The sequence below is a fragment of the Nocardia sp. 852002-20019_SCH5090214 genome (assembly GCF_001665865.1).
GTDB lineage: Bacteria > Actinomycetota > Actinomycetes > Mycobacteriales > Mycobacteriaceae > Nocardia > Nocardia nova.
This window is the reverse complement of record NZ_LZMK01000235.1, coordinates 80,957-107,948: the sequence shown is the minus strand read 5'-3', so window position 1 is coordinate 107,948 and position 26,992 is coordinate 80,957. Positions and strand designations below refer to the sequence as shown.

General features: G+C 68.8%; 16 protein-coding genes and 1 tRNA gene. 9 read left to right on the top strand and 8 right to left on the bottom strand.

Annotation, left to right across the window (positions count from 1 at the left end):
* Positions 1-52 precede the first annotated feature (52 nt).
* On the bottom strand, positions 53-193 hold the full coding sequence (locus tag A5780_RS41075) for a keywimysin-related RiPP (RefSeq protein WP_146098681.1): 141 nt from the start codon (positions 191-193) through the stop codon (positions 53-55).
* Between the two features lie 761 nt (positions 194-954).
* On the opposite strand from A5780_RS41075, the gene A5780_RS19080 reads away from it, so the two are divergent.
* Positions 955-2,217 carry a diguanylate cyclase domain-containing protein gene (locus tag A5780_RS19080; RefSeq protein ID WP_063017643.1) on the top strand — a complete coding sequence of 421 codons (1,263 nt, stop codon included), beginning with the start codon at positions 955-957 and terminating at the stop codon, positions 2,215-2,217.
* Between the two features lie 31 nt (positions 2,218-2,248).
* Here A5780_RS19080 and A5780_RS19075 read toward each other — a convergent pair whose 3' ends face one another.
* The 3 genes from A5780_RS19075 to A5780_RS19065 form a co-directional block, all read right to left on the bottom strand.
* Positions 2,249-3,454 carry an FAD-dependent monooxygenase gene (locus A5780_RS19075; RefSeq protein ID WP_064909141.1) on the bottom strand — a complete coding sequence of 402 codons (1,206 nt, stop codon included), beginning with the start codon at positions 3,452-3,454 and terminating at the stop codon, positions 2,249-2,251.
* Positions 3,455-4,080: 626 nt separating this feature from the next.
* Positions 4,081-4,153: transfer RNA gene (locus A5780_RS19070), tRNA-Arg, on the bottom strand.
* 113 nt (positions 4,154-4,266) lie between these two features.
* Positions 4,267-5,298, bottom strand: coding sequence for a hypothetical protein (locus A5780_RS19065; protein ID WP_231983012.1), 1,032 nt, complete (start codon positions 5,296-5,298; stop codon positions 4,267-4,269).
* Between the two features lie 136 nt (positions 5,299-5,434).
* On the opposite strand from A5780_RS19065, the gene A5780_RS19060 reads away from it, so the two are divergent.
* Positions 5,435-6,289, top strand: coding sequence for a universal stress protein (locus A5780_RS19060; RefSeq protein ID WP_063017649.1), 855 nt, complete (start codon positions 5,435-5,437; stop codon positions 6,287-6,289).
* On the opposite strand, the gene A5780_RS19055 is transcribed toward A5780_RS19060, so the two are convergent.
* Complete coding sequence (locus A5780_RS19055) at positions 6,290-7,225, bottom strand: TIGR03564 family F420-dependent LLM class oxidoreductase (RefSeq protein WP_063017669.1); 936 nt, start codon at positions 7,223-7,225, stop codon at positions 6,290-6,292. It abuts the gene before it with no gap.
* A gap of 139 nt (positions 7,226-7,364) precedes the next feature.
* On the opposite strand from A5780_RS19055, the gene A5780_RS19050 reads away from it, so the two are divergent.
* Entirely contained in the window at positions 7,365-9,602 is a 2,238-nt protein-coding gene (locus tag A5780_RS19050; protein ID WP_156769555.1) for a M20/M25/M40 family metallo-hydrolase, read from the top strand.
* 16 nt (positions 9,603-9,618) lie between these two features.
* Here A5780_RS19050 and A5780_RS19045 read toward each other — a convergent pair whose 3' ends face one another.
* Positions 9,619-11,085 (bottom strand): NAD(P)/FAD-dependent oxidoreductase, encoded by a 1,467-nt coding sequence (locus tag A5780_RS19045; protein WP_030513333.1) that lies wholly within the window; start codon positions 11,083-11,085, stop codon positions 9,619-9,621.
* Between the two features lie 458 nt (positions 11,086-11,543).
* Here A5780_RS19045 and A5780_RS19040 point away from each other — a divergent pair, with 458 nt between their 5' ends.
* From A5780_RS19040 to A5780_RS19030, 3 genes are all read left to right on the top strand, one after another.
* Complete coding sequence (locus A5780_RS19040) at positions 11,544-13,178, top strand: long-chain fatty acid--CoA ligase (RefSeq protein ID WP_063017671.1); 1,635 nt, start codon at positions 11,544-11,546, stop codon at positions 13,176-13,178.
* Positions 13,179-13,381: 203 nt separating this feature from the next.
* Entirely contained in the window at positions 13,382-13,867 is a 486-nt protein-coding gene (locus tag A5780_RS19035) for a YiiD C-terminal domain-containing protein (RefSeq protein ID WP_064905159.1), read from the top strand.
* A 249-nt stretch (positions 13,868-14,116) separates the two neighbouring features.
* Complete coding sequence (locus A5780_RS19030; RefSeq protein WP_063017656.1) at positions 14,117-15,751, top strand: acyl-CoA synthetase; 1,635 nt, start codon at positions 14,117-14,119, stop codon at positions 15,749-15,751.
* Positions 15,752-15,795: 44 nt separating this feature from the next.
* Here the strand turns inward: A5780_RS19030 and A5780_RS19025 are convergent, their stop codons facing one another.
* The gene (locus A5780_RS19025) at positions 15,796-16,188 is read right to left on the bottom strand and encodes an SCO5389 family protein (protein ID WP_030513337.1); all 393 of its coding nucleotides are present in this window, start codon (positions 16,186-16,188) and stop codon (positions 15,796-15,798) included.
* Positions 16,189-16,245: 57 nt separating this feature from the next.
* Positions 16,246-17,358: a nitronate monooxygenase gene (locus A5780_RS19020; RefSeq protein WP_369829533.1), complete on the bottom strand. Its 1,113-nt coding sequence runs from the start codon at positions 17,356-17,358 to the stop codon at positions 16,246-16,248.
* Positions 17,359-17,491: 133 nt separating this feature from the next.
* Here A5780_RS19020 and A5780_RS19015 point away from each other — a divergent pair, with 133 nt between their 5' ends.
* The 3 genes from A5780_RS19015 to A5780_RS19005 all read left to right on the top strand — a co-directional run bounded on the left by A5780_RS19015 (position 17,492) and on the right by A5780_RS19005 (position 26,969).
* Positions 17,492-18,361 carry a M23 family metallopeptidase gene (locus tag A5780_RS19015; RefSeq protein WP_064905166.1) on the top strand — a complete coding sequence of 290 codons (870 nt, stop codon included), beginning with the start codon at positions 17,492-17,494 and terminating at the stop codon, positions 18,359-18,361.
* A 53-nt stretch (positions 18,362-18,414) separates the two neighbouring features.
* Entirely contained in the window at positions 18,415-19,392 is a 978-nt protein-coding gene (locus A5780_RS19010; RefSeq protein WP_063017860.1) for a LuxR C-terminal-related transcriptional regulator, read from the top strand.
* 215 nt (positions 19,393-19,607) lie between these two features.
* On the top strand, positions 19,608-26,969 hold the full coding sequence (locus A5780_RS19005; protein WP_064909152.1) for a non-ribosomal peptide synthetase: 7,362 nt from the start codon (positions 19,608-19,610) through the stop codon (positions 26,967-26,969).
* Positions 26,970-26,992 lie beyond the last annotated feature (23 nt).

Here is a 26,992-nt window from a genome sequence, read left to right as displayed (position 1 = left end):
GCATCGCCAGTCATCCTCCAACCCCCTATGATTCGAGCTCGGTGCTGACGGCTCAGATCATTCCGCGGCGTCCGACCAGCAGGTCGGATTCCGTGGTGAAAACGCCCCCGGTGAGGTTGCGGAAATCGCCGCATTTGGCGATCACCGGCTTCTCGTAGATCTTCTTGTCCGAGCTGTCTGCCGTGTTCTCCATCTTCACTTTCCTTCCTTTCCTCGCACTCCCCTTGGAGGCGGTCTCATTCCGAGTCGTTCTGTTCGACTCGGACGTGTGCAACCGAGAATTGATGGAGTCGTGGATTCGAGGAAAGCGGATCGCGCCGGAATTTCGACGCACTTGATCAGTCCCCCCGTGCTGCCGGTCCGAACGAACATGTCGTTCCGGATGTAAGTCGCTATCCCGCAAGGAATTTCGGGCCTGTGCGAATCCTCCCCCGATATCGCCCGGCGACCTGCCCCCGTCCCCGCCCGCTATTCTGCGCCGTATGCCACAGCCCGTCAAGGATCTTCGCGAATTGCCCTCGAAAATAATTGCTGCGCTGCACTTTGCAATGCGGTGCGATCAGTCGCCAGGGGCCCTCGGCTCGAGCTCTCGCACGTCCTGAGCGGCGACGTCGGTGAGCGCCATCGAGGGCTTCGGCCACCGACCACGCCACCGGGTTACGGCGGTCGAGCCGTGCGGAAACGGTGCATCCGGACATCTCGACGCGGAACCGGGGGCGTTACTCTCCCGCGATCGGGGGTAGTTCCCGAGTGGATCGGACAGCTGCCTCGCGTCGTCGTGCGGGCGTCCCGTGTGCAGGGGATGCCGGCTCGACCGGGGGCGTCGGTAGTGCGGCCGGTTCCCGCCGTCACCCACACGGCAGAGCGGTTGTTTCGTATGCTCGTTGGTAGCGAATGGGGAGGGTCGTCGGTGCCGGGCCTCGCGGGTCCGGCGATGGAGGAAGGTCCTCGCGGATGGACAGGCGCGAGGTTGCCGACATGGCGCGAGACTGGTCGGCGGCCCTGGTCGATTGCGGTGGCGTGCCGACATCTCTGCCGCGCGTCGAGCAGTTGACCACGTGGATCGTCGAACTGGACGTTGCCATGTCGGCCGAGCCGTTCGATCCGTCGCCCGCATACCGCGTCGGGGTCGAGATGGTGCGGTGGAAGCTGACCGACCCCGCATTGATGACCCCGTCCGCGACGGTGCTGGCCGGTTTGCTGGAACGGTCGCAGCGGCCGGATAGCACGCGGCGGTTCGGCGCGCTCCTGGGCGAACTCGGCCGCGGCTACAGTGCCGAACTGTTGAAGGTCCACGCGGACAGCCGCGAGGTTGCCGACCAGCGCTTCCGCGTGGTGTTCGACAACGCTGCGGTGGCGATCGCCCTCTACGACAGCAACGGCATCACGCTGGAAGCCAACCGGACCACGGCACGGATGGTCGGGATGAAGCCGGAGGAACTGCCGGGCGTGGCTGGTCTGGATCTGATGCATCCCGAGGATCGCGACAAACTTCAGCAGGTGGTCGTCGACCTGTACCAGCGCCGGTATGGCACCGTGCACTTCGAAGGCCGCTTCTGCCGTCCCGACGGCACCGTCTGCTGGGGTGCCTGGACGATGACGCTGGTGCGCGGAGCGGGTGGGCGCGATCTGCGGCTGCTCGCCGTCGGAGAGGACATCACCGAACGGCGCGCGATGGAGCGGAAACTGTGGTGGCAGGCGCGCCACGACCCGTTGACGGGACTGCCCAACCGACACTGCCTGCTCGAGCAGTTGGAGGCCATCGTCGCGACGGCCGGTCCCGCCGACCACATCGGTTTGTGTTTCCTCGACCTCGACGAGTTCAAGCTGATCAACGACCGGTACGGCCACCGCGCGGGCGACAGCGTGCTGGCCGAGGTCGGTCGCCGGCTGGACGCGACGATGACCTCACCGGCGGTCACGGTCACCCGCATCGGCGGAGACGAGTTCGTCGCGCTGCTCGCACCTCCGTGTGACGAAGAGGCGGCGCACGCCGCCGCCGAGACCATGCTTGCGACCCTGCGGGAACCGGTCCCGGTCGGTCCCACCGATCTGCTGGCGATGTCGGCCAGCATCGGCGCCGTCGTCGCCCCGGTGGCGGGCGCGAACGCCGAGAAACTGCTGAACGATGCCGACGTGGGCCTGTACCGGGCCAAGGCCGCCGGCCGCGGCACCTGGGTGCTGCATCGCGACGAGAGCAGTCGCGCCGCCGAGTAGATCAGCGCCGAGTAGATCAGCGCCGAACAGATCAGCGCCGCGGCATCGCGAGTTCGCCGCGCCGCGCCGCTCGCCACCACCGCTGCCCGGAATCGATACCCCTGCGCATCGTGCGCACGGCGGGAACCTGTGTGAGCAGGTGCATCTGGTATCGCCACGGCATTTGCAGCCCGTGCCGAACCGCCATCGCATAGGCGAACTGCACGGCGTTGCGGTCCAGATACCGGTCGGCGTGTTCGAACCAGGTCATGCTGGCACGGGCGGCGGCCTGGATCGGGCGCATCGCCGCGCGCCGCTGCGCATCGTAATTCTCCAGCGCATCGGCGATCTCGCCGTGTTCGTACAGGCTCTGGGCGAGCACGATGGCGTCGATGATCGCCAACCGGGTGCCCGAACCGATGGTGAAGTGCGTCGTGTGCGCCGCATCGCCGACCAGCACCACATTGTCGTGATACCAGGTTTTGTTGGTCACTTCGGGAAAGCAACTCCACCTTGCGAATTCGCCTCGTGTCTTGCTGATCAACGAGTGACCGTCGAGAACGCGCGCGAATATCTTTTCCAGAAGACGCACATTCGCGGCGCCGTCCAGGGAATCGAATCCCGATTCGCGCCACGTCCGCGGTTGGCATTCCACGATGCAGGTGCTGATCTTTCCGGCGATCGACGGGTAGGCGTGGAACCAGATCCAACCGGCCGGCGTGTGTTCGAAGGCGAAAGTGAATCGGTCGAAGACCTTGTCGGTGCCGAGCCAGATATATCGATTCTCGCCGAGGTTCACCGATGTTCCGAAGCGATGATCCTCCAGCTGCCGCACGCGGCTGTTCGCGCCGTCGGCGGCGATGACGAGATCGGCGTCGTCGAAGCCGGACAGATCGTGAATTTCCCGGCCGTGCTGGACATCGACGCCGAGGTCGGTGGCCCGCTGCGACAGCACATCGAGCAATGCCGCTCGCCCCATGCTGAATCCGTAGCCCGGGAAATATGCGGTCCCGTCGTCGCCGACGTGGATCGCCTGTTCTCGCCAGAGCACAGATCCGGCCCGCACCGTCTGTGCGCTGTCGGGGTCGTTCCGGTACAGGATGTCGAGCAGATCGTCCCAGTAGACGACGCCCCAGCCGTAGGTGGACCCGGGAGGATCTCGGTCGATCACCGTGACGGCATGGCCCGGGTCGCGCCGCTTCATCGAAATGGCGAAGTACAGTCCGGCGGGCCCGCCACCGACACATACGATTTTCATTCGGTCACCAGTTCCGGCCCGGTCGGTCTATCCCGGCATCACACGATCGGTATCGGACGCGGCCGAGCCCGGCACGCTGTGCGTGTCCGGGCTCGGTCATCGGCACTAGAAGCTTCCCCAGCCGCCGCCGAATGGGTTCCACCAGCCGGGATTACCCCAACCGCCGTTACCCCAACCTCCGTTACCCCAGCCGCCTCCGTTACCCCAGCCGCCGCCATTTCCCCAACCCCAGCCGTTCCCGTGGCCCCAGCCATTGCCGTGGCCCCAGCCGTTGCCGTGGCCCCAACCGGGATTGTCGACGGATTGAGTTGCGGATGTCGACGTCGTTGCTTCGGTGGCGGATGCTTGTGTCGCGGCTGCGACGACCGGAACCGCAGCGATTGCGGCCATTCCGGCTGCTGCTGCCAACCGGGCGAGTTTCGAGTGTGAATTCCTTTTCTTGATCATGATGGACTCCAGATAGCTGTCCCGACCTGGTGGAATTCTACGCGTTTCCGCCGTGTATCAGAAAGTTGCCGAATCAACCCTTTTACAATGTCCGGCCGCCGCATTCGGCAGGGTTCGCGGGTCCGTAAATATTTCGGTTTCCAGGGCAGCGGCAGACCTGAACAGGATGAACCGATTTGTGCCCTCGGCAGGATTCGAACCTGCGACACCCGCTTTAGGAGAGCGGTGCTCTATCCCCTGAGCTACGAGGGCGCGGACCGTGCGCGGAAATGTGGAAAACCCCGTTTCGCAACGGAATTCGCACCTGCCTCGCAGTGGTCCACGATGCCTGTGCCTCCCGGGGGTGACGATCAGGCGTGGTCAGTCTAGCGTGTGGCGGGCCGGTGGCCACCCCGCCATGGGGCGACCGGTCTCCGGCGCCTCAATGCGGCAAGGACAGGAAATCCTCGACCGGGCGGCGCGGGGTGGGCGGGACGAAGGTGTCGTGGGGTGCGGTGCCCAGGCGGATGAGTACCTGGGGGATCCGATCCGGGTCGGGGAGGAGCGCGCGGATCGCGCGGACGGCGGCCGGGATTTCGGTGATGTGGGTGAGGGGGGCAGGTCGCCAGTCCGGCCGCGGTGGCCGACAGCAGGGCGGTGGACAGGGTTTCGCCGGTCGCCAGCCATTCGTGCGGAGTGTTCTCGGCGGTGCTGAGCACCACCAGGGTGGCGTGATCGGGTTCGCCGGTGCGGTGCGGGTCTCCGGACGGGACGGGAAAGTTGCGGCCGACGTCGACCAGTGCCGCCTCGCGGGCGGTGGGCAGAGCGTAGGACGGTATCCCTTCGGGAAGATCGAAATTGCCTGTCCACCAGCGTAATTCGTTCTGGTAAGGGGTGTCGAACTGTTGCAGGGCGGCGGTCTGCTCGGAAGCGGCGGCGAGCCGGGGCCGCACCGAATCGTCGACGGCGTTCAGGTGCACACCGTCCACCTCGGACACCTCACGCAGCTGTCGCACCAGCTCCGGCCGGTCCGGCGCCGACATCGGGAGCCGGTCGGTGCGGCGCGCGCGGATCGCGGCGGCGAGGGCGCGTTCGCGATCCGAAGGCGCGCGGGGCGGCTCGAATTCGGCGACGGCCAGCAGGTCGTGCAGCCCTTCCTCGGGCACATAGGACACCGCGATGGGATGCCCCTGCTCGGCGAAGGCGATCCGGGCGTGGTGCAGGTTGGCGCCGCAGCTGATCAGCTCCTGGCGCCCGCTCGGATCGGCCACCTTCAGTTGCCGGGTGGAATCACTGAACAGGTGCAGCCGGGTGCCGTCGAAATCCCAGCGCCAGGGCTGGGTGTTGTGCACGGACGGGGCGCGGGCGGCCAACTGCAGGGCCGCGACGATCGTCGAGCGGTCGGGAACGTGCTGCATGATGCCTCCCAGAGCGATATTTCGTCGGGTGCATTCGTCGGAGTATCGCCAGTATCGCAGTTGTCACCATCCCGGCCGGTAGGGTGGGGGTGTCTTCGCCCTGGAACGTTCGTGAACCGCTCGGAAGGTGGGACGCATGGCCTCGAAGGCGCCCGTGGTGGTGGGAGTCGACAGTTCCGACGATGCGCTGCGGGCCGCGCGCTGGGCCGCCGATGATGCGGCGCTGCACCGGGTTCCGCTGGAGGTGGTTTCGGCGGTGCCGCCGGTTCCGGAGGACCGCGCCGGCGACGAGGGCGTGTGCGCCTACCACGAGCGCACCCGCGAGCAGGCCCAGCGCGCGGTCGCGGCGGCCGCTCGGGTGGCGGCCGATATCGCCCCGAAGATCGATATCGACACCGCCGTCATCGATGCGCCGATCATTCCCGCGCTGCTGTCCCAGGCCGACGAGGCTCGTCTGGTGGTGGTCGGCGCGCGAGGACTCGGGGCCTATCAGCGCAGCCTGCTCGGTTCGGTCAGCACCGCACTGGTGCGGCACGCTCGCGGCCCGGTCGCCGTGGTGCCGGCGGATCCGCTGCTCGGGTCCGAGCGGCCGGTGCTCGTCGGATACGACGATTCCCCGTGCAGCGCACAGGCTCTCGCGATCGCCGTCGACGAGGCGCGGCGGCGCCGGACCGATCTGGTGGTCGTACACACCTGGCAGCGGTTCGGCGACTACCCGTCCCCGGCGGCCCTCGAAGAGGAGGGAAATCGGCTCCTCGACGCCGCCCTGGCCGCGCACGAGGATCCGGACGAACCGATTGCGGTGCGCCGGGTCGTCGTCGAGGATCGGCCGGTGCGGCGCCTCCTCCGCGAATCCGCCGCGGCGCAGCTCGTCGTGGTCGGCAGTCACGGTAAGGGCGGATTTCCCGGAATGACGTTGGGCTCCACCAGTCAGGCGCTGATGCACAGCGTCGAATGCCCGATCATCATCGCCCGGCCCCGGAGCGAATGATCAGGCGGTGAGCTCGGCAAGCAACTTCCAGGTGCGCAGCTGATCGTCCTCGCCGGCGAGATCGGTCTGGTGGATCAGCAGCTCGGTGGCACCGGCATCGACATACGCCTGGAGGCCGCGGGTGACATGGTCCTCGTCGCCGATCAGCGCCACATCGACCGCGTGGGCGAGGCCCTCGCGGTCGAGAACCGCGCGGTAGGAATCGAATTGTTCGTAGAACGCCAGCGCGTGCGCCGCGGTCTCGCGCACCTGCTCGGCGCGATCGGTGACGATCGCGACCACACCGGCGACCACCTGTAGCGGCCGCACCGGATTCGCCGGGCGGGCCTGCTGCAAAGTAGGCACGATATGCGATTCCAGCGTGCGCGGCCCGGCGAGGAACGGCAATACGCCGTCGGCCGATTCGCCCGTGGCCCGCAACGCTTGCGGCCCCATGGCTGCCACGAGCAGGGGGATATTGCTGCCGCCGTGCACCGTCGTCGGTATCGGCGGGCGGGCGTACACCCGCTCGCCCTGTACGTCGACGGTGCCGTCCTCGATGGCCTGGCGCAGCGCGATCAGATATTCGCGCAGCCGCCGCACCGGCTTGTCCTCGCGGATGCCGAATGCCGCCGATTCCAGTGGGGGAGCGCCCAATCCGATGCCCAGGCGGAAGCGGCCGCCCGACGCGGCCTGTGCGGTCTGGGCCTGCGACGCGACGACCAGCGGATGGCGCGGATTGATCGGCACCACGGAGGTGCCCACCCCGATCTCCGGTACGGCGAGCCCGACCACCGCCGCGAGGGTCAGCGCATCGAGATCGAATTTCTGTCCGAACCACACCGAACGCACACCCGTGCGCTGCGCCTGCGTGGCGAGCCGGAGGACCTCGTCGACGTCGTTGGCCGCATCGGGCCGCGGCCAGACCGAAACCCCGATCGGAACTGAAAGACTCATCGGATCGAGGCTAGTGCGCGCATCGGGCGATCCCACCCTTGTGTTCGGACGGATCGAAACCGTTGCGGTGCTGCCCTTTGCGGGTCGCGGGCGCTCGGCCTGTCCGATTTTCGCGGTTTTGCCGGGTTACCATCGCACGATGGGGCGTCGAGTATCGGGTGTGCTGGCCTTCGCTGTCCTGGTCCTGATCGCGATCGCGACGGCCTGGGAGCAACAACCGCACGGATATCGCGACGCCGCGGCCCCTGCTGCGGAATTCGGTGCCGCCCGTGCGCTGGCGACGATCCGGGAGATCGCCTCGCGGCCACACCCCGTCGGCACCGCCGAACACGACCGGGTGCGCGAGCATCTGGTGGGCAAGCTGCGAGAACTGGGGCTGGACACCGATGTTCGCTACGGCGTGGGCAAGTATCCGGTGGATCCGCATCGTGCGGTAGCGGTGCTCGGGCAGACCGGAAATATCGTCGCCCGCTGGCCGGGACGCGCCGCTACGGGAACTGTTTACCTTGTCGCGCATTATGATTCGGTGCCGTCCGGTCCCGGTGCGAACGACGACGGGGTCGGTGTCGCCACCGTTCTGGAAGCGGTGCGTGCGCTGCGGGCGAGCGGACTGCAGCCGCGCAACGATCTCGTGGTGCTGCTCACCGACGCCGAAGAGGTGGGTCTGCTCGGCGCCGAGGCCTTCGCGACCTCCGGCGGCGCCGACCGGCGCGGCGGAGTGGTGATCAATCACGAGGCGCGCGGCGCCGGTGGTCCGCCGATGCTGTGGCGGATCAGTCACCCCGACGCCGGGCTGATCAGTGTGGTCACCGGAGTACCGCATCCGAACACCGATTCGCTGTCCACGACCCTGGGCGGGGATCAGACCGGGAGCAATACCGATTTCGCGGCGCTGGACCCCCACGGCTTCCGGGTGCTCGACTGGGCCTTCGCCGGTCGGAACGCCTACTACCACAATCCGTTCGACGACCCGGACCACGTCGACCTGGCCACCGTGCAGCAATTCGGCGACAACACCACCGCCGCGGCGCGCGAATTCGCGGCGCGGGATCTGCGGGCCGCGGCCGATCAGCCGAATCGCGCGTACTTTCCGCTGCCGTTCGGTGAGCTGGTGGTGCTGCCGCTGTGGCTGGTGGTCGTGGCGGCGGTGGCTTCGGTGCTGCTCGCGGCGTGGGTGGTGTGGCGGATCCGCCGGACCGGTGAGGCGACGATCGGCCGGACTCTGGGCGCGGCGGCAACCGCTCTGGTGGCGGTTCCGATCGGAATGGGCGCCGTCTACGGATTGTGGAAAGCGATCACCGCGATCCGCCCGGAGTATCGCGCGCTGTTCGTCGATCCGTACCGCCCGCAGTTCTACGCCGCGGCCGTGGTGATGGCGTGTGTGGCGGTACTCGCCGCTTGGTATGCGCTGTCGCGTCGACTGTTCGGGCCCTCCGCGACCGCCGTGGGCGTGCTGTGCGCGGTGACGGCGATCGGTGCGGTGGTCACGGCTGCGGCGCCGGCCGCGGGTGTGATGGTGGTGGTTCCGGCCCTCGCCGCTGTCGTCGGCGTCGCGCTGACCTTCGCGGTGCCCGACCGCCTGCGGTTGCCGGTGCTCACCCTGTTCCTCGTCCCGGCGGCGGTCTTCGCCGGCGGCACCGCGTACGCGGCGCTGCAGACCGGACTCGCCGCCGCCGCATATCTCACCGCGCCCGTGGTGCTGATACTCGGCGGCTTGTTCACCCTCACCCTGACCCACGCGTGCCCGAGCCGTCGGGGCGTCCTTATCCCCGCGGCGGCGGTGGTCCTCACGGTGGCGCTCGCGGCGGCCGGGACGGTCGTCGACCGGTTCGACGCGCGGCATCCACTGATGTCGCAACTGTCCTATGCGCTCGATGCGAACAGCCGCGAGGCGCAGTGGATTTCCGCCGAGGCCCCGGATCGATGGACCCGCGGTTTCGTCGAATCCGGCTCGCCGCCCGGGGCATTCGCGCAGTTGTGGACCGACGCGGCATCCGCCGGCGCCGCCCCGGCGCACGATCTCCCCGGTCCTGTCGCCGAAGTCCTTTCCGACCGCACCGAGGCGGATCTGCGCACCGTGCGGCTGCGGCTGCGATCCACCCGTGGGGCCACCTCCGTCGCGCTGCGGTATACCGGGCCGGTGCGCGCACTCACGGTCGCGGGACGCGACATCAACCCGGTGCCCGCCCAGGGGGTCCGGTTCTACGCGCCGCCCGCCGAAGGGGTCGATATCCAACTCACGGCGCCGGCCGGACCGCTCACTCTCCGGGCGGTCGATTACAGCCGGCTACCCGATGCTCATCTCGCCGACGCACCGGCCGACATCTACTACCGCCAGGACAGTACGGTCGCGGTGTTCACCACCCTCCGGTTGTGAACACCGTGCCGGCGAATCAGGCTCCGGCCACACCTTCGGCATAGTCGGCCGGGTCGAAACGCCGTGTCTTCCATCGGAAGAGCAGCGTGGCGCCGGGCCAGTTGTTGGTGATGCGGCCCGAGGCGTTGCGATACCAGCTGGAGCAGAAGTTCCACGGCGTATCGGCCAGGCGCTTGCGCAGCCAGTCGTCCCAGGCCTGTTCGGCAGCGGGCTGTGCGGCGAGGAAGTGTCCGGGTTTGGCGGACAGATACTCCACCACCTGCCGGATGTAGCGGGCCTGTGATTCCAGCATGTAGATGATGGAGCCGGACCCCACATTGGTGTTGGGCCCGTACATCATGAACAGATTCGGGAAGCCCGGCACCGACATGCCCAGGAATGCCCGCGCACCCTCCGGCGCCCATTCGTCGGACAGTTTGCGACCGCCGAGGCCGTAGATGTTCATCGGCGCGAGGAATTCGGTGCCCTTGAATCCGGTGCCGTAGATGATCACGTCCACCGGATGCTCGACGCCGTCGGCGGTGCGGATTCCGTTCGCCGTGACCGCCTCGATCGCGGTGGTCTCCACGCTGACATTGGGCTGGGCGAGTGCGGGAAAATACTCGTTGGAGAACAGGCCGCGCTTACAGCCGGCGGCGTAGTCCGGAGTGAGCTTGGCGCGCAATTGTTCATCGGGCACGGCGTTGGCGCGATGCCGGTCGGCGATCGCGACCACCGGATGTTTGATCCACGGCACGTCGGTCAGCGCCAGCGCCATCACCTCGAAGAAGGTCCAGATGGCGAAGCGTTCGGCCCACCGGCTGGGCGGAAAGTACTTGAACAGCGCGTGATGCAGGCCCGTGTATTCGGTGTCGAATTTCGGCAACACCCAGGCGGCGGAGCGCTGGAACAGGGTGAGATGCCCGACCGTCGGCTGAATGGCCGGAATGTATTGGATCGCACTGGCTCCGGTGCCGATGCACGCCACCCGCTTGCCCGTGAGATCGACGCTGTGGTCCCATTCGGCGGAGTGGAAGGCGGGACCGGTGAAGGTGTCGATGCCGGGGATATTCGGCATCGCCGGCCGCGAGAGCTGGCCCACCGCGGGAATCAGCACGTCGGCGGTGAGGGTCTCACCGTCCGCGGTGCGCACCTGCCAGACGCCGCGGGCCGGATCGAATTCCGCGTCGGTGACCTCGATGCCGAAGCGGATCTTGCGCGGCAGATCGTGCTTCTCGGCGACCGCGCGCATATACGCGTGGATGTCGCGCTGCTGCGAAAACCGGCGAGGCCAATCGGATTTGGGTTCGAACGACCACGAGTACAGCGGCGAGGGCACATCGCAGGCCGCGCCCGGATAGGTGTTCTCGCGCCAGACGCCGCCCAGATCGGCGGCCTTTTCGACGATGGTGAAGTTGTCGATACCGGCGCGCTGTAATTCCAGCGCCATGCCGAGGCCGGCGAATCCGGCGCCGATGATCACGATGGACGGCGTGGCAGTCATAGTCGAAGAGTAGAGCGCCGGGCGGTCGGTTCCGAGAGATCAGCGGCCAATGAATCAATATTTCCGGCCACGCTGCGGTGGCCGCAGTGGACCGGACATGTGACTCCGCTGGACAGTTCCGGCCCGCCGAACCTACTATCTATACCAGTTCCTCTTCAAAAAGCCTGTCCCGGTGGGTATTTGGCGTTTCGACGGCGCTGCAGGGGGTGTCGTCGCGCGTCCGGCGGCCATTCGGGACGGATCTGCCGTATCCGGGTGCACCCGGACGGCAGGGACGGCTGCCCGTGGCGATCAGGGGTTCGCCACGGGCAGCCGATTCATCCCCATGCCCGCGCTGTTCGCGCCGCGTGTCGCGGGAAAAGTGGACCATCTGGTCGGCCCGATAATCGCTACGTCCGGTTTCGGCTATCCTCGCGGCAGGTGTGACGTCGTTCACCGGTGAAGGAGTGCGGTTACTGATGTTGAGCACGATGCAGGACGAGCAACTGTCGCTGGCCACTCTGCTGCGATATGCGTCCACGTTCCACGGCGATGCCACGGTGTCGACCTGGACGGGCGACGGGGTTCGGACCATGACCTATCGGGAATTGGGCGCGGAATCGGCGCGGCTGGCCAACGCGCTGCGCGGGCTGGGGATCGACGTGGGCGACCGCGTCGCCACGTTCATGTGGAACAACAACGAACATATGGTCGCCTACGCCGCCGTTCCCGCGATGGGCGCCGTGCTGCACGCGCTGAACCTGCGGCTGTTCCCCGAGCAGGTCACCTACGTGGCCAATCACGCCGAGGATCAGGTCGTGATCGTCGACGGCTCGCTGCTGCCGATGTTCGCCAACTATCTGCCCACGCTGAAGACCGTCCGCCACGTCATCGTGGCCAACGGCAATGCCGCGGATCTGACCGCGCCCGAGGGCGTGCAGGTGCACTCCTACACGGAACTGCTTGCGGGACAACCGGATACCTACGATTTCCCGGTCGTCGACGAACGCTCCGCGGCCGGCATGTGCTACACCTCCGGCACCACCGGCGACCCCAAGGGCGTGGTGTACTCGCACCGGTCCAATGTCCTGCACGCCATGCAGGTACTGACCAACGCGAGTATGGGATTCACCTCCTCCGACACCGTGCTGGCCATCGTGCCGCTGTTCCACGCCAACGCCTGGGGTCTGCCCTACGCGGCGATGCTGTCGGGGGCGAGCGTGCTGATGCCCGACCGCTTCCTGCAGCCGGCGCCGCTGCTGGAGATGATGGCCGCGGTGCAGCCGACCTTCGCCGCCGCGGTGCCGACCATCTGGGGTGGCGTGCTGGCGCAGTTGGACGCGAAGCCGCAGGACATCAGGCATCTGCGCGAGGTGGTCGTCGGCGGGTCCGCGCTGCCGCCGTCGATGATGCGGGCCTTCCAGGAAAAGCACGGGGTGCGACTGCTGCACGCCTGGGGAATGACCGAGACCTCGCCGCTGGGCAGCGTCGCGCACCCGCCGAAGGGTGTGACGGGCGAGGACGAATGGGAGTACCGCTATACGCAGGGCCGGTTCCCGGCCCTGGTCCAGGCGCGCCTGGTCGGCGACGACGGCTCGGTGCTGCCCAACGACGGCGAGGCCGTGGGCGAACTCGAGGTGCGCGGCCCGTGGATCGCCGGGGCCTATTACTCACCGGAGGGTGCGTCCGTCGACCCCGACAAATTCGACGACGGCTGGCTGCGCACCGGCGACGTCGGCAAGATCACGCCCAACGGCTATCTCACGCTGGTGGACCGGTCCAAGGATGTGATCAAGTCCGGCGGCGAATGGATCTCCTCGGTGGATCTGGAGAACGCGATCATGGGTCATCCGGCCGTCGCGGAGGCCTCGGTGATCGGGGTGCCGGACGAGAAGTGGGACGAGCGGCCGCTGGTCGCGATCGTCCTCAAGGAGGGCGCGAGCGCCGAACCGGCCGAGCTGCGTGATTTCCTGGCGGACAAATTCGCCAAGTGGCAGCTGCCCGAGCACTGGACCTTCATCGACGAGGTGCCCAAGACGAGCGTCGGAAAATTCGACAAGAAGCGGTTGCGGGCGCGCTACGCCGACGGCGAATTGAGCGTCACGACGCTGTGACACTGAGCGTCCCGACGCTGTGAACGATCCCGCAGCCGCGGCCGGAACATCCGGCCGCGGCTGCGGCGTGAGCGGGGCCGGTGGTGCCCGCCCGTGCCGGTCGGCGGGGGATCACCGAACCTGTTGGCGCTATGTCAACAAGGTGTCGTAGGCTGAGCACCGACGTCCGGTGGGCGTTCGATCACGTGCAGAAAGGGTTGGCGATGACCGAGACGAGCAGCGCCGAGACGAACAACGACACCCCCGCGTTCGCGGATGTCATGAACGGCGCGCTGGAGTTCACCATCCCGATCGCGCACAAGATGGGTGTCAAGGCACTCGAGGTGCGGCCCGGATTCGCGGCCACCACCGTGCCGATCGAGGGCAACGGCAACCACTTCGGCGTCATGTACGCCGGCGTGCTGTTCACCGTCGCGGAAATTCTCGGCGGTGCGATTCCGATCGCCACCTTCGACAACGCCAAGTACTACCCGCTGGTGAAGGACCTGCAGATCTTCTTCCGCAAGCCGGCGAAAACCGATGTACGCGCCGAGGCTTCGCTGTCGGAGGAGGAGATCGCGCGGGTGATCGCCGACGCCGAGGCCAACGGTAAGGCCGATTTCACCCTCGAGGCCACGGTGACCGACGCCGACGGCGTGGTCGTGGCCGAGACCCGCGGGCTCTACCAGTTGCGCGCACACGGAAAGTAGGAAGTCCGGCAGGAGCGACTCCGCCCGCACGGCTGCGGTCGACCGATCGTGCGCGGCGGGGTTACGGTGAGGGCGCGTACCGTCGAAGGGGCGGTGTTGTATGCGCCCGACAGGGGAGCCCGCGTGGCCACGCAGCCGTAGCCTCCTCGCGGACCCCCGGCTCCACCGGGCGGGGACAGAGAGGTCCGGGGTCATGGGCGTGCACCGCCATCCGATGCGAGACAGTCGGCGCGGCAGGGGGATTCGAGCATGACGGTGAATCTGTTACGCACGGTGATCGCACGGGCGTGGTCCGAGCTGGATTATCTGCGGCTGGCAATCGGCAGTGGCGTGATCGGCATCGACTCGCCGTTGACGTTGCTGTCCGCGGGCGACGCGCTACTGCGTCACGGTGCCCTGCCCGCGCTGCTGCGGCTCGCCGCCGGCCGCTACGGCGATCGCGCCGCCGTGATCGACGACCTCGGCACGCTGAGCTATCGGGAACTCGACGACCGCTCCAACCGGCTGGCCAACGAATGGCGCAAGCGCGGATTGCGCACCGGCGAGGGCGTGGCGATTCTGGCCCGCAATCACCGCGGTCTGCTCGACGCGGTCTTCGCCGCGGCCAAGTGCGGGGCCCGGATCATCCTGCTGAACACCGACTTCGCCGGGCCACAACTACGCGATGTGACCGCCCGGGAGGGGGCGGATCTGCTGGTGTACGACGAGGAGTACGAATCCATCCTCGGCGATCTGAGCCCCGAGCGAGGAGCGTATCGGGCCTGGTCGGAGACCGGGCACACCTCCAGCCTGGAATCGCTGATCACCGCCGGCTCGCCCGCCACGCCGCCGTTCTCGCGCTCCGGCGCCAAGATCATCCTGCTGACCAGCGGCACCACCGGCACACCCAAGGGCGCGCCGCGGTCGGAGCCGCGTTCGCTGGAACCGCTCGGCGCGATTCTCAGCAAGGTGCCGTTCCGGACCCGCGAGGTGACCGAATGCCCGGCGCCGCTGTTCCACACCCTCGGCTTCGCGATGTCGTTGCTGGCCATCGGTTTCGGCTCGACACTCGTGATCCGGCGGCGATTCGATCCGCAGCGGGTGATCGACAGCATGGCCGAACATCACGCGACCGCGCTGATCGTGGTGCCGGTGATGCTCGCGCGCATGGTCGAACTGGGGCCGGAGGCGGTGAGTGAGCGGGATCTGTCGGCGCTGCGCATCGTTTTCGTCGCCGGATCGCAGTTGGGTGCCGACCTGTGCCGGCGGGTGACCGCCATCTTCGGGCCGGTCGTCTACAACCTGTACGGATCCACCGAGGTCGCTTACGCCACCGTCGCCACGCCGGAGGATCTGGCGGAGGAACCGGGATGTGTGGGCTCACCCGTGGCGGGCGCGGTAGTCGAGATCCTCGACGGGCAGGGCGAGCCGGTGCCGCCGGGGACCACCGGGCGGATCTTCGTCCGCAACGCGATTCCCTTCGACGGCTATACCGGTGGCGGCGGCAAGGAGCAGATCCGCGGGCTGATGTCCACCGGCGATGTCGGTCATTTCGATTCCGCCGGAAGGCTTTTCATCGACGGCCGCGACGACGACATGATCGTCTCGGGCGGGGAGAACGTGTTCCCGGCCGAGGTCGAGGAATTGCTCGACGCGCATCCGGACGTGCGAGAGGCTGCGGTCATCGGCGTGCCCGACGACGAATACGGCGCCCGGCTGGTCGCTTTCGTCGTCCGCACCACCGAAACCCTCGGCGCGGAGGAGATCAAAGCGCATGTGAAGTCGAACCTGGCGCGTTACAAGGTGCCTCGCGAGGTGGTGTTCATCGACGAGCTGCCGCGCAACCCCACCGGAAAGGTCCTCAAGCGCCGGCTGCGGGAATGGGGAGCGGGCGGCGAAGCGTAACGCCGGTTCCGGCGCCGGACGCACCGGCGCCGGAACCGTACGGGTCAGCAGTTACGCAGTTCCGGGCTCTGATTGAGCAGTTGAGCGCGGGTGGAGATGAAGGTCGAGTAGGTGTCGCCGCCGACGGCGGACAGCGGGAAGGCCGCCACCCGATGGCAGTTCTGGAAGGCCAGCTTGATGCCGAAATGCCGCTCCAGGCTGCCGCGAATCGAATCCGACGCCATCGCGCGCAGCAGTTGGCCGCGGGCTGTCTCGTCCGGCGGGGGTACCTGGTTGTCCGCGAATTCTGCTGTGCCGGAACGCAAGTCGGCGGCCACTCGGCTGACGACCTCGTAGGCGTACGGCAGGGAGGTGCGAACGCATTCGACGAATTCCTCGTCGCTGACCGGACCGCTTTCGGCGCGTTCGAGCAGTGCGGCTGGGACATCCAATGACATGACGCTCTCCTCGTGGGATGGCGGGTGATGTCCCACGAGTCTAAACGAAAAACGTTGTCAACAAGACGGGAATGGCCGCGAAAGTGCCGATTGCAGAGCGGCTTTCGCTTCTTCCGTGAGCTTGCGTACCAGGTCGGCGGCCGGAACGGCCTCCGCGAGGGTATGTGCCTGCCCGGCCCACAGATTCACCGCGTCCGGGTTGTCGGCGGCGCGGGCCTCGGCTCGCAACGGTCCGGTGGCGTAATGGATTTCGGGGTAGGCCGCAGGCGCGTCGGGGTTGTCGAGCATGAATTGATTGCGCAGGCCGCGGGCTCGGCGGCCGCTGAAGGCGCGGGTCAGCATGGTCGGGGTTTCGATCTCCAGCGCATCGCGGTGCAGTGCCGAGGTGCCCGCCTCCGGACAGCGGAGGAAGGCCGTGCCCAGCTGTGCGGCCGCGGGACCGCCGGCGAGGACCGCGGCGATACCCGCGCCGGTGGCGATGCCGCCTGCCGCGACCACCGGCGTCTCGACCGCTGCGTGCACCAGCTGCACCAGTGCCAGGGTGGTGAGCGGATCGGCCACGTCCTCCTCGGGCCGGTCGGCGAAACCGCCCCGATGTCCGCCGCCCTCCGCGCCCTGGGCGATGAGGACGTCTGCACCCGTCTCGGCCGCGACCCGGGCCTCCGGCACCGAGGTCACCGTGACCCACACCTCGGATCCGGCGCGATGCAGGCGCTCGATCTCGGCCTCCGAGGGGCAGCCGAAGGTGCACGAGACCACCGCCACCGGCTCGGCGGTGAGCAGGTCGAGCTTCTCGTCCCAGGCGTCGGCGTCGAAACGTGCCTCGCCGAGCGGGAAGCGGCGGCTGAGCCGGTCGAGGTAGGCCGCGAAGTGTTCCGGCGGCGTGGGCGCGCCCGGAACGAACAGGTTCACGCCGAAGGGCGTCTCGGTGAGTTCGCGCAGCGTCGCGATGCGCGCGGCGGTATCGGCGGCACTCAGATATCCGGCGGCGAGGAATCCCAGGCCGCCCGCCTCGCCGACAGCGGCGGCGAGTTCCGGGGTGGACGGGCCGCCGGCCATCGGCGCCAGCACGATCGGGGTGCGCACGTTGTCGAGGATCACCTGTTCAGTCTGAACCCGGCCGTGGTCCTCGATAACGGCGCCCACGGCACCAAGATCAGCCTTCCACATGCGAATTCCTCCGAGGAGGTTGCGAAAAGGTCACGACGGAGTACAGTTTCCGTCACAACAGATGCCGAATCGTTACCGAATGTGAGGTTTCGACCCGGCGCCGCCACCGAGTTGATCGACGCTAGGACGAGCCTTGCCGCAGCACCGTGAGACATCCAGTTCCGTATCCGTTCAGGACCTCCTCGGTGACATCTACGCCGGTGACGGCGCTGCCGAGCGTCCCACCCGCCACCGCGCCCAGCCGCGCACGGGCGACCGGATGAAGCTCGCCGCCAGCGCCGCCGTCGCGACCGGCGCGCTGATCGGCACCGCCACTCAGTTCGCGCACGCCGCGCCGCTGCTGCCCGGCGGCCACAACGACACTCCCGAGCCGGTCGCGCTGAAGTCGGCCTCCGAACCCGCGCACGAGGCCGAACAGCAGGCCGCGCCCGTCGCGGCCCCGGTCGCCGCCGAGACGCCGGCCGCGCCGCAGGCCCAGCCGGTGGCCGCGCCCGCGCCGTTCGGTCTGCAGAATCTGCCGCCGGAGGTCGCCGGTCCGCTCTCGCACGCCGAAGAGGTGCTGAAGGGTATTCAGCAGCAGCTCGCACCGGCCCAGGCCGTGCGACCGGTGGCCGGGGTCGTCAGTTCCGGCTTCGGATCCCGATGGGGCGCCATGCACTACGGTGTCGACTTCGCCGACGCGATCGGTACTCCTATTCATTCGGTGGAGAACGGCACGGTGATCGATGCCGGTCCCGCCTCGGGCTTCGGGCTGTGGGTCCGGGTGAAGCAGGACGACGGCACCACCGCGGTGTACGGCCACGTCAACGACATCCTCACCCACGTAGGCCAGCGGGTGAACGCCGGCGACGTGATCGCCACCGTCGGCAACCGTGGCAACTCCACCGGCCCGCACCTGCATCTGGAGATCTGGGATCCCAGCGACGTCAAGATCGATCCCGCTCCCTATCTGGCGAGCAAGGGCGTCGTCCTGTCCCAGCAGTCGTGGGGGGCGGGCGAATAGCGCCCGCGCTGTCGTCGGCCGCCCGGCTCGGCCGGCCGCGGGGGGTTGATGCATTGACTGGTTTGTATGAGCTGTTCGACTCCGGATCCGTGCACGGCCGCACCTATACCGCTCTGGTGCAGCATCCGCGGTCCAGCCTGTCGGAGCTGGCGCAATATCTGGAGTGTTCCCGCGAGTCCGTCGCGGCGGCCCTGGACGAACTCTGTGAGATGCAGGCCGTGGTCCGCATCGAAATCGGTGACTCCGTCCGCTGGGACGCGCATGCCCCCGAGGCCCTGTCGGAAGCCGAATCCCGCCGCCGCCAGGCCGAAACCGCGCGCATGCACGAGGCCGCGGCCCGGCTGGGCGAGACCTTCCGCTCGGTGCGCCGCACCACCCGCGGCGACGGCACCGTCGTGCCGATGTACGAGGCCCGCGAGGTGGTCGCCGAATTCGAGGATCTGCAGCGCGCCGCGCGCAGCCGGATCCGGATGATCGACCGGGGCCCGTATCTGTGCGAAGGCGAACGCGCCGCACGGCTGTTCGATCTGCGCTCGGCGCGGATGTCGGCGGGCGTGCGCTACCAGACGCTCTATCAGGACACCATCTATCAGGATCCCGATCGGCTGCGCTTCGCGCTGCAGGCCAATACCGCCGGGGCGCAGGCGCGCACGTTGCCCGATCCGCCCTTCAAGGTGATCATCGCCGACGACGACCGCGCGGCGCTGATGCTGCACCACGACGAACGCCGCGGCGATCCGATGGGGCTGCGCATCGCGGCCTGTCCGACGCTGGACGCGATCGTGCACACCTTCGAGGTGTTGTGGTCGCTGGCCGCGCCGATCTCGGTGAATCCGGACCAGCCGCTGGACGAACGCGACCGGGCCATTCTGACCCTCATGGGCCTGGGCGCGACGGACGACACCATCGCCCGGCGGCTGGGCATGTCCCGGCGCACGGTGGTGCGGCGGACCGCGAGCCTGCTGGAGCGACTGGGTGCCAGCACCCGGTTCCAGGCGGGCGTGCAGGCGATCCGCCGCGGCTGGCTGTGACAAGCTGGGGACCTACTGTGACCAGTGCCACGGAAGTCGACACGAAGCGCAACATCGAGGCACCCTGGCAGCGATGAGTACTAGGAGTACCGGCGGGTCACCAGTTCGATCCGGCGCACCACGCCGTGCTCGCCATCCTTATATGATTGCTCGGACCGCGCGAGGGGGTGTTCGACCGTGCGGACCTGCTGGACGCGAGAGGTGAAGACACTCGAATGGATACTGCCCGCCGTTCCGCTCGTGGAGGTCGTCGCCGCAGGTCGGGCAGCCCCCTTTTCGGCCAGCTGCTGACCGCTGCGGTCGAATCCGCCGCCGATGCGGTGGCGATCCGGTTCGCGCCGACCGATGATCCGGCCGACGCGCGGCAGCTGACCTATCGAGAGCTCGACGAGGGATCGTCGCGCCTGGCCCGGGAACTCATCTCCCGCGGCATCGGCGCCGGCGACGTGGTGGCTATCGGCATCGCCCGCTCGATCGAATCCGTCCTCGCGGTCTGGGCGGTCGCCAAGGCGGGCGCGGCCTACGTTCCGGTCGACCCGGCCTATCCGCCCGAGCGCATCGCGCATATCGTCGCCGACTCCGGCGCGGTACTCGGCCTGACCACCGGAGCCCATCGCCGGGCGCTGGGGACGGGTGTGTACTGGCTCGAACTCGACGATCCGGTCGTGTCGGAACGAATCGGCGCGCGCCCCGCCCATCCGATCTCCTACACCGACCGGGTCCGCCCGCTCACCGAGGATCACCCGGCCTACGTGATCTACACCTCGGGCTCCACCGGTCGTCCCAAGGGCGTCGTGGTGACCCATGCCGGACTCGGCGGTCTGGTCGCGGCCGAGCGCGAGCACTACGGCGTGACCGAGGATTCCCGTGTCCTGCACGTCTGTTCGCCGAACTTCGACGTCTCCGTTCTGGAACTGCTGTTGGCCTTCTCGTCGGGTGCGACCCTGGTGGTCTCGCCGCCGGAGGTGTTCGGCGGTTTCGAGCTGGCCGATCTGCTGCGCCGCGAACAGGTTTCGCACATGCTGATCACCCCCGGCGCGCTGGAGTCGGTCGACCCGGCCGGACTGCCCGACCTCGAGGCCGTCGTCGTGGCCGGCGACAAGTTCGGCCCGGAACTGGTGGGCCGCTGGGCGCGCGACGGGCGGCGCTTCTACAACGGCTACGGCCCGACCGAGGCGACGATCCTCGCCACCTCCAGCGCGGAAATGATTGCCGGCGAGCCGATCACGATCGGCACCCCGATCGCCGGCGTCGGCGCGTTCGTGCTGGATTCGCGGCTGCGACCGGTGCCCGCCGGGGTGGTCGGCGAGCTGTATCTGGCGGGTCCGGCGCTGGCACAGGGATATCTGGGCCGCCCGGGGCTCACCGCGGAACGGTTCGTGGCCAGTCCCTTCGGCGCCGAAACCGGCAGGCCCGGGGCCCGGCTGTATCGCACCGGCGACCTGGTGCGCCGCAACGAGTCCGACGGCACCATCGAATATCTGGGCCGCTCCGATTTCCAGGTCAAGATTCGCGGCTTCCGCATCGAACTGGGCGAGATCGACAACGCGCTGACCGCGCATCCGGATATCGATTTCGCCGCCACCATCGGCCGCACGCTGCCCTCCGGCGCGACGGCGCTGGTGTCGTACGTGTTGCCGCGTCCCGGTGCGGCGCTCGATATCGCGACCCTCGACGATTTCCTGGCGGCCTCGTTGCCCGCCTACATGATTCCCGCGGCGATCATGCCGCTGGACGAGATTCCGCTGACCCCGGTCGGCAAACTCGACCGCGCCCGGCTGCCGGAACCGACCTTCGCCGCACGCGAATTCCGCGCTCCCGCCACCCCGGTGGAGGAGATCGTCGCCGAGGTGTTCGCGGCCCTGCTCGTTCCCGGCGAGGGCGACAATCCCGGCCGGGTCGGCGCCGACGACGACTTCTTCGAACTCGGCGGCAACTCCCTGCTGGCCGCGCAGGCGGCGGCCCGGATCGGCTCGGCCCTGGGCGCCCGGGTGCCGGTGCAGCTGTTGTTCGAGGCATCGACCGTGGCCGCACTGGCCGAACAGGTGGAACGGCACGCCGGAACCGACACCGGCGAGCGGTTGCGGCCGATGCCGCGGCCCGAACGCATCCCGCTGTCCTATGCCCAGCAGCGGATGTGGTTCCTCAACCGCTTCGATCCGGCGGGCGCGGTCAACAACATCCCGGTCGCGGTGCGGCTGAGCGGACGCCTCGACGTGGACGCGCTACGGTCCGCGGTGCGCGATCTGGTGGAGCGCCACGAAGTGCTGCGCACCATCTATCCGGAACTCGACGGCGAGGGCTACCAGCGGGTGCTGCCCGTCTCGGATCCCCGGGCGATCCCCGAGATTCCCCTGGTCGAAGCGCGCGAGGACGAGGTGGCCGCCCTGGTCGCCGAAACCGTCTCGGGCGGCTTCGATGTGACGGCCGCGCCGCCGGTGCGCCTGCGGGTGCTGCGCGCGAGCGAGACCGAACACGTCCTGGTGTGCGTGGTGCACCACATCGCCGGTGACGGCTTCTCGATGGGCCCGCTGACCCGCGATCTGATGACCGCCTACCTCGATCGCGTGCGCGGCGGTCATCCGGAATGGACGCCGCTGGCCGTCCAGTACGCCGATTACGCCCTGTGGCAACGGGAAACGCTCGGTAGCGAGGACGATCCGGAGTCGGTGCTCGCCGCGCAGATCGACTTCTGGCGGCGCGAACTCGCCGCGCTGCCCGAACAGCTGGACCTGCCGGCCGACCGGCCGCGTCCGGCGGTCGCGTCCTATCGCGGCGCCACGCTCGACTTCGAGATCGCCCCGGATGTGCACGCGGCGCTGAACCGCCTTGCGCACCAACATCATTCGACGTTGTTCATGGTGGTGCACGCCGCGCTCGCGGTGCTGCTCGCCCGACTGTCGGGCACCCGCGACATCGCGATCGGCACCCCGGTCGCCGGGCGCGGTGAGGCGGCGCTGGACGAGCTGATCGGCATGTTCGTCAACACCCTGGTGCTGCGCACCGAGATCGACCCGGCGCGCAGTTTCGAGCAGGTACTGGCCGACGTCCGCGGCACCGACGTGGCGGCGTTCGGCCACGCCGATGTGCCGTTCGAGCGGCTGGTCGAGATCCTGGATCCGGCGCGTTCGGCCGGGCGGCATCCGCTGTTCCAGGTGATGCTGACCTTCCAGAACCTGGCCCGCACCGAATTGGAGCTGCCCGGGCTGGCGGTTTCCGGTGTCGACCTCGACATCGAGCTGGCCAAGTTCGATCTGCAGCTGGCGATGGCCGAGCGGATCGACGCACATGGTGTGCCGCAGGGGATTTCGGCCGCCTTCAGCTACGCCACCGACCTGTTCGACGAGGCGACGGTGCGCGATTTCACCGATCGGTTCACGCGCATCCTGAACGCCGTCGCCGCCGACGCCGCGGCCGTGGTGGGCGATATCGATGTGCTGGCCCCCGGTGAGCGCGAACTCGTTCTGCACGAATGGAATTCGCCCGGCGCGCCGGTGCCGCCGGTGACCCTGGTCGATCTGATCACCGCACAGGTCCGGCGCCGGCCGGGCGCGGTGGCGGTCCGCTTCGGTGACACCACCCTCACCTTCGGAGATCTGCACCAGCGCGCGAGCCAGGTGGCCCGGGCGCTGATCGCCCAGGGCGTCGGGCCGGAATCGCTGGTGGCCGTGGCGGTGCCGCGCACCGAGGAACTGCCGGTCGCGCTGCTCGGCGTGCTCCTCGCCGGTGCCGCCTATCTGCCCATCGACACCGGTTATCCGGTGCAGCGGCTGGAATTCATGCTCGGCGACGCCGCGCCGGCATGTGTGCTCACGACCGCCGAGTTGCGGGAGGCGGTGCCCGCCGCCGGCCTGGCGACGGTGCTGCTGGAGGAGACCGGCAACTTCGCCGGCGGTCCGATCACCGACGCCGAGCGGCCCGCCCCGCTGCGACCGGCCGATCTGGCCTACGTCATCTACACCTCGGGCTCCACCGGTGTGCCCAAGGGGGTCGGCGTCACCCACCGCAACGTGCTGGAACTGTTCGCCAACACCCAGCTGCTGTTCGACTTCGACGAAACCGACGTGTGGACGCTGTTCCACTCCTTCGCCTTCGACTTCTCGGTCTGGGAACTGTGGTGTTCGCTGGCCAACGGCGGTGCGGTCGTGGTGGTCGACCACCTGACCTCGCGATCGCCGGAGCTGTTCCGCGAGTTGCTGATCCGCGAGCAAGTCACCGTGCTGAACCAGACGCCCTCGGCGTTCTATCAGCTCGCCGAGGCCGACCGCGCGGCGCACAGCCACACCGGTGACGCCGCGGTGACGGTCGCGGCCAAATTCGCGTTGCGCTACATCGTCTTCGGCGGTGAGGCGCTGGATCTGCGCCAGCTCGCGCGCTGGTACGAGCGGCACGGCTCCACCACCCCGCAGCTGGTGAACATGTACGGCATCACCGAGACGACCGTGCACGTGTCGTTCCTGGCACTGGACGAGGGTCTGGCCGACCATCCGGCCAGCGTCATCGGCCGGGCGCTGCCGGGCCTCGAGACCTATGTGCTCGACGACCGGCTGCATCCGTCGCCGGTCGGCGTCGCCGGTGAGATGTACATCGCCGGACAACAACTGTCGCGCGGCTATCTCGGCCGTCCGGGCTTGACCGCGGCGCGGTTCGTGGCCAATCCGTACGGTGCGCCCGGTTCCCGGATGTATCGCTCCGGCGATATCGGCCGCTGGGCCGGCTTCGACGGCGAGGCCGCGCTGGAATACGCGGGACGCAGCGATCAGCAGGTGCAGCTGCGCGGCTTCCGCATCGAACTCGGCGAAATCGAGGCCGCGCTGCTGCGCTGCACCGGTGTCGCGCAGGCGGTGGCGATGGTCCGCACCGCAGAGCACTCCGGTGAACGGCTGGTGGGTTACGTTGTGCCCGAGGCTGGTTCGTCGCTCGATCCGCTCGCGCTGCGCGCCGAGGTCGGCGCCTTCCTGACCGGCTACATGGTGCCCGACGTGGTGGTCGTGCTCGACGCGCTGCCGCTGACGCCGAACGGCAAACTCGATCGTCGCGCCCTGCCCGAACCGGCGGTCGTCAGCGCGGCCGCCTTCCGGGCGCCGAGTACGCCGATCGAACAGGCCGTCGCCGACGTGTTCGCCGACCTGCTCGGTGTCGCCGGTGCGGAGACGACCGGCGTCGGCCTCGACGACGACTTCTTCGCCCTCGGCGGCAATTCGCTGCTCGCGACCCGTGCGGTGGCTCGCATCAACGAGGCGCTCGACGCGAACCTCGTGGTCCGGGAGCTGTTCGAGGCCTCGAGCGTGGCAGCCCTCGCGGCGCGGATCGTGCCCGGCGCGGCCGCCGGTGCGGTGCGCCCGCGCCTCGAGCCTGCCGCGCGTGGGGAGCGGATTCCGCTGTCGCCGGCCCAGCAGCGGATGTGGGTGATCAACCAGCTCGATCCGCAATCGCCGGGCTACAACATTCCGCTGGCGATCCGGCTCACCGGCGATCTCGATGTGGACGCGTTGCGCCAGGCGGTCGCCGATGTCGTGGAGCGGCACGAGGTGCTGCGCACTTGCTACCCCGCCGGCGGTCCGGGCGGGCTGCCGTATCAAGAGATCCTCTCGGTCCGCGAGGCGCTGCCGGAGGGCCTTCCGGTCGAGGACACCGCCGAGCCGATCGACCGCATCGCCGCGCTCATGGCGACCGGATTCGATGTGACCCAAGAGGTTCCGGTGCGCGCCCTGCTGCTGCGCAGCGGGTCCGACCAGGTGCTGGCGCTGGTGATCCACCACATCGCCGGCGACGGTTCCTCGATGGCCCCGCTGGCCCGCGATCTGATGACCGCCTATGTGGCCCGCACCGGCGGCCGCGAACCGGGCTGGGCGCCACTGGAAGTCCAGTACGCCGATTTCGCGATCTGGCAGCGCCGGGCCATCGGCACCGACGACGATCCGGATTCGGTGGCGGCGAAGCAGCTCGCCTACTGGCGGGATCGGCTCGCCGGGGTGTCCGGTTCGGCGCTGCTGGCGCCCGATCATCCGCGTCCGGCCGTGCCGTCGATGCGCGGCGAATCGATCGGTTTCGCGATCCCGGCCACGGTGCACGAAGGCCTGGTCCGGATTGCGCGAGAACACAATTCGTCGCTGTTCATGGTGGTGCACGCCGCGCTCGCGGTGCTGCTGGCCCGGCAGTCCGGTACCGCCGATGTGGTGGTCGGCACGCCGATCGCGGGCCGCGGCGAGCGCGCACTCGACGATCTGGTCGGCATGTTCGTCAACACGCTGACGCTGCGCACCGGTGTCGACACCACCGACACCTTCGACGCGCTGGTGGAAACCGCCCGCGACACCGATCTGGCGGCCTTCGCGAACTCCGATATCCCGTTCGAACGGGTCGCCGAGGTGGTGGCTCCGGGACGAGGTGGTGCGCAGAGCCTGTTCACGGTGGTGCTGTCGTTCCAGAACACGCAGCAGCCGTCGCTGGAACTGCCGGGCCTGTCCATCGCCGCACTCGACACCGATGCCGTGGCGGCGAAGTTCGATCTGCAGGTCACGGTCGAGCCGCGCCACGAATCCGACGGCTCACCGGCGGAACTGGTCACGGTCTTCACCTACGCGCGGGAACTGTTCGATCCCGCGACGATGCGCACCCTGGGTGATCGATTCGAGCGCATCCTCGCGGCAGTGGCCGCCGACCCGCAGATCCTGCTCGGCGCGATCGACCTGCACGACGAGTCGGAGGTTGTGGTCGAGGCGGCCCGCACCGAACCGGCCGAGACCGGCTCCACCGTCGGCACCGCGCTGGCGCAGGCGCTGGCCGCCGCCGTCGAGGACGACCCCGAGGGGCCGGCGCTGGCCTGGGGCGAGGAGGCGGTCTCGTATCAGGAGCTCGACGCCCGCTCCTCCCGGCTGGCCCGGGCCCTCATCGGTCGCGGCTGCGGCCCGGGTAGCGGGGTCGCGGTGCGGCTCGAGCGCGGTATCGAGTCGGCGGTCGCGGCCTGGGCGGTGCTCAAGGCCGGTGCCGCACTGGTCCCGGTCGTCGACGGCGGCGAACTGCCGGCGGAGCTGGAGATCAAGACCGGCGTCACCGTGGCCGCGGCCCGCCCGAAGGCGGGGCCGAACGGTATCGACTGGCTGGTCCTCGACGATGCGGCGGTCGCCGCCGAGATCGCGGGTGAGTCGGCGCGGCCGGTGACCTACGCCAACCGCACCCGGGCGCTGCGCGGCGCCGATCCGGCCTTCGTCGGCGCGGAGGGCACCCACAGTTACGACGCGCTGGCCGCCGCGGTCGACCGGTTGCGGGCCCGCACCGAGCTGGACTTCGAATCTCGCACCTTCCGGCAGGGCCGGGCCGACGGTATCGCCGCACTGCTCGAGGTGGTCGGCGCGGGGACGACCGGTGCCTCGATGGTGTTGCCGGCCGAGGTCGGCACCGACGGGCTCGCCGACGAATGGGTCACCCACCTGTTCACCGATCGTGCCGGTCTGGACCGGCTGGATCCGGAACCGCTGGAAGACCTGCGGGCCGTGGTGCTCGAGGACGGGCCGGCGCCGGCGGCCTTCGGTTCAGCCGGGCTGGTACTGCTGCCGGACAATGTGCTTCGCTGAGCAACCGGTGGCACGATCGCGGG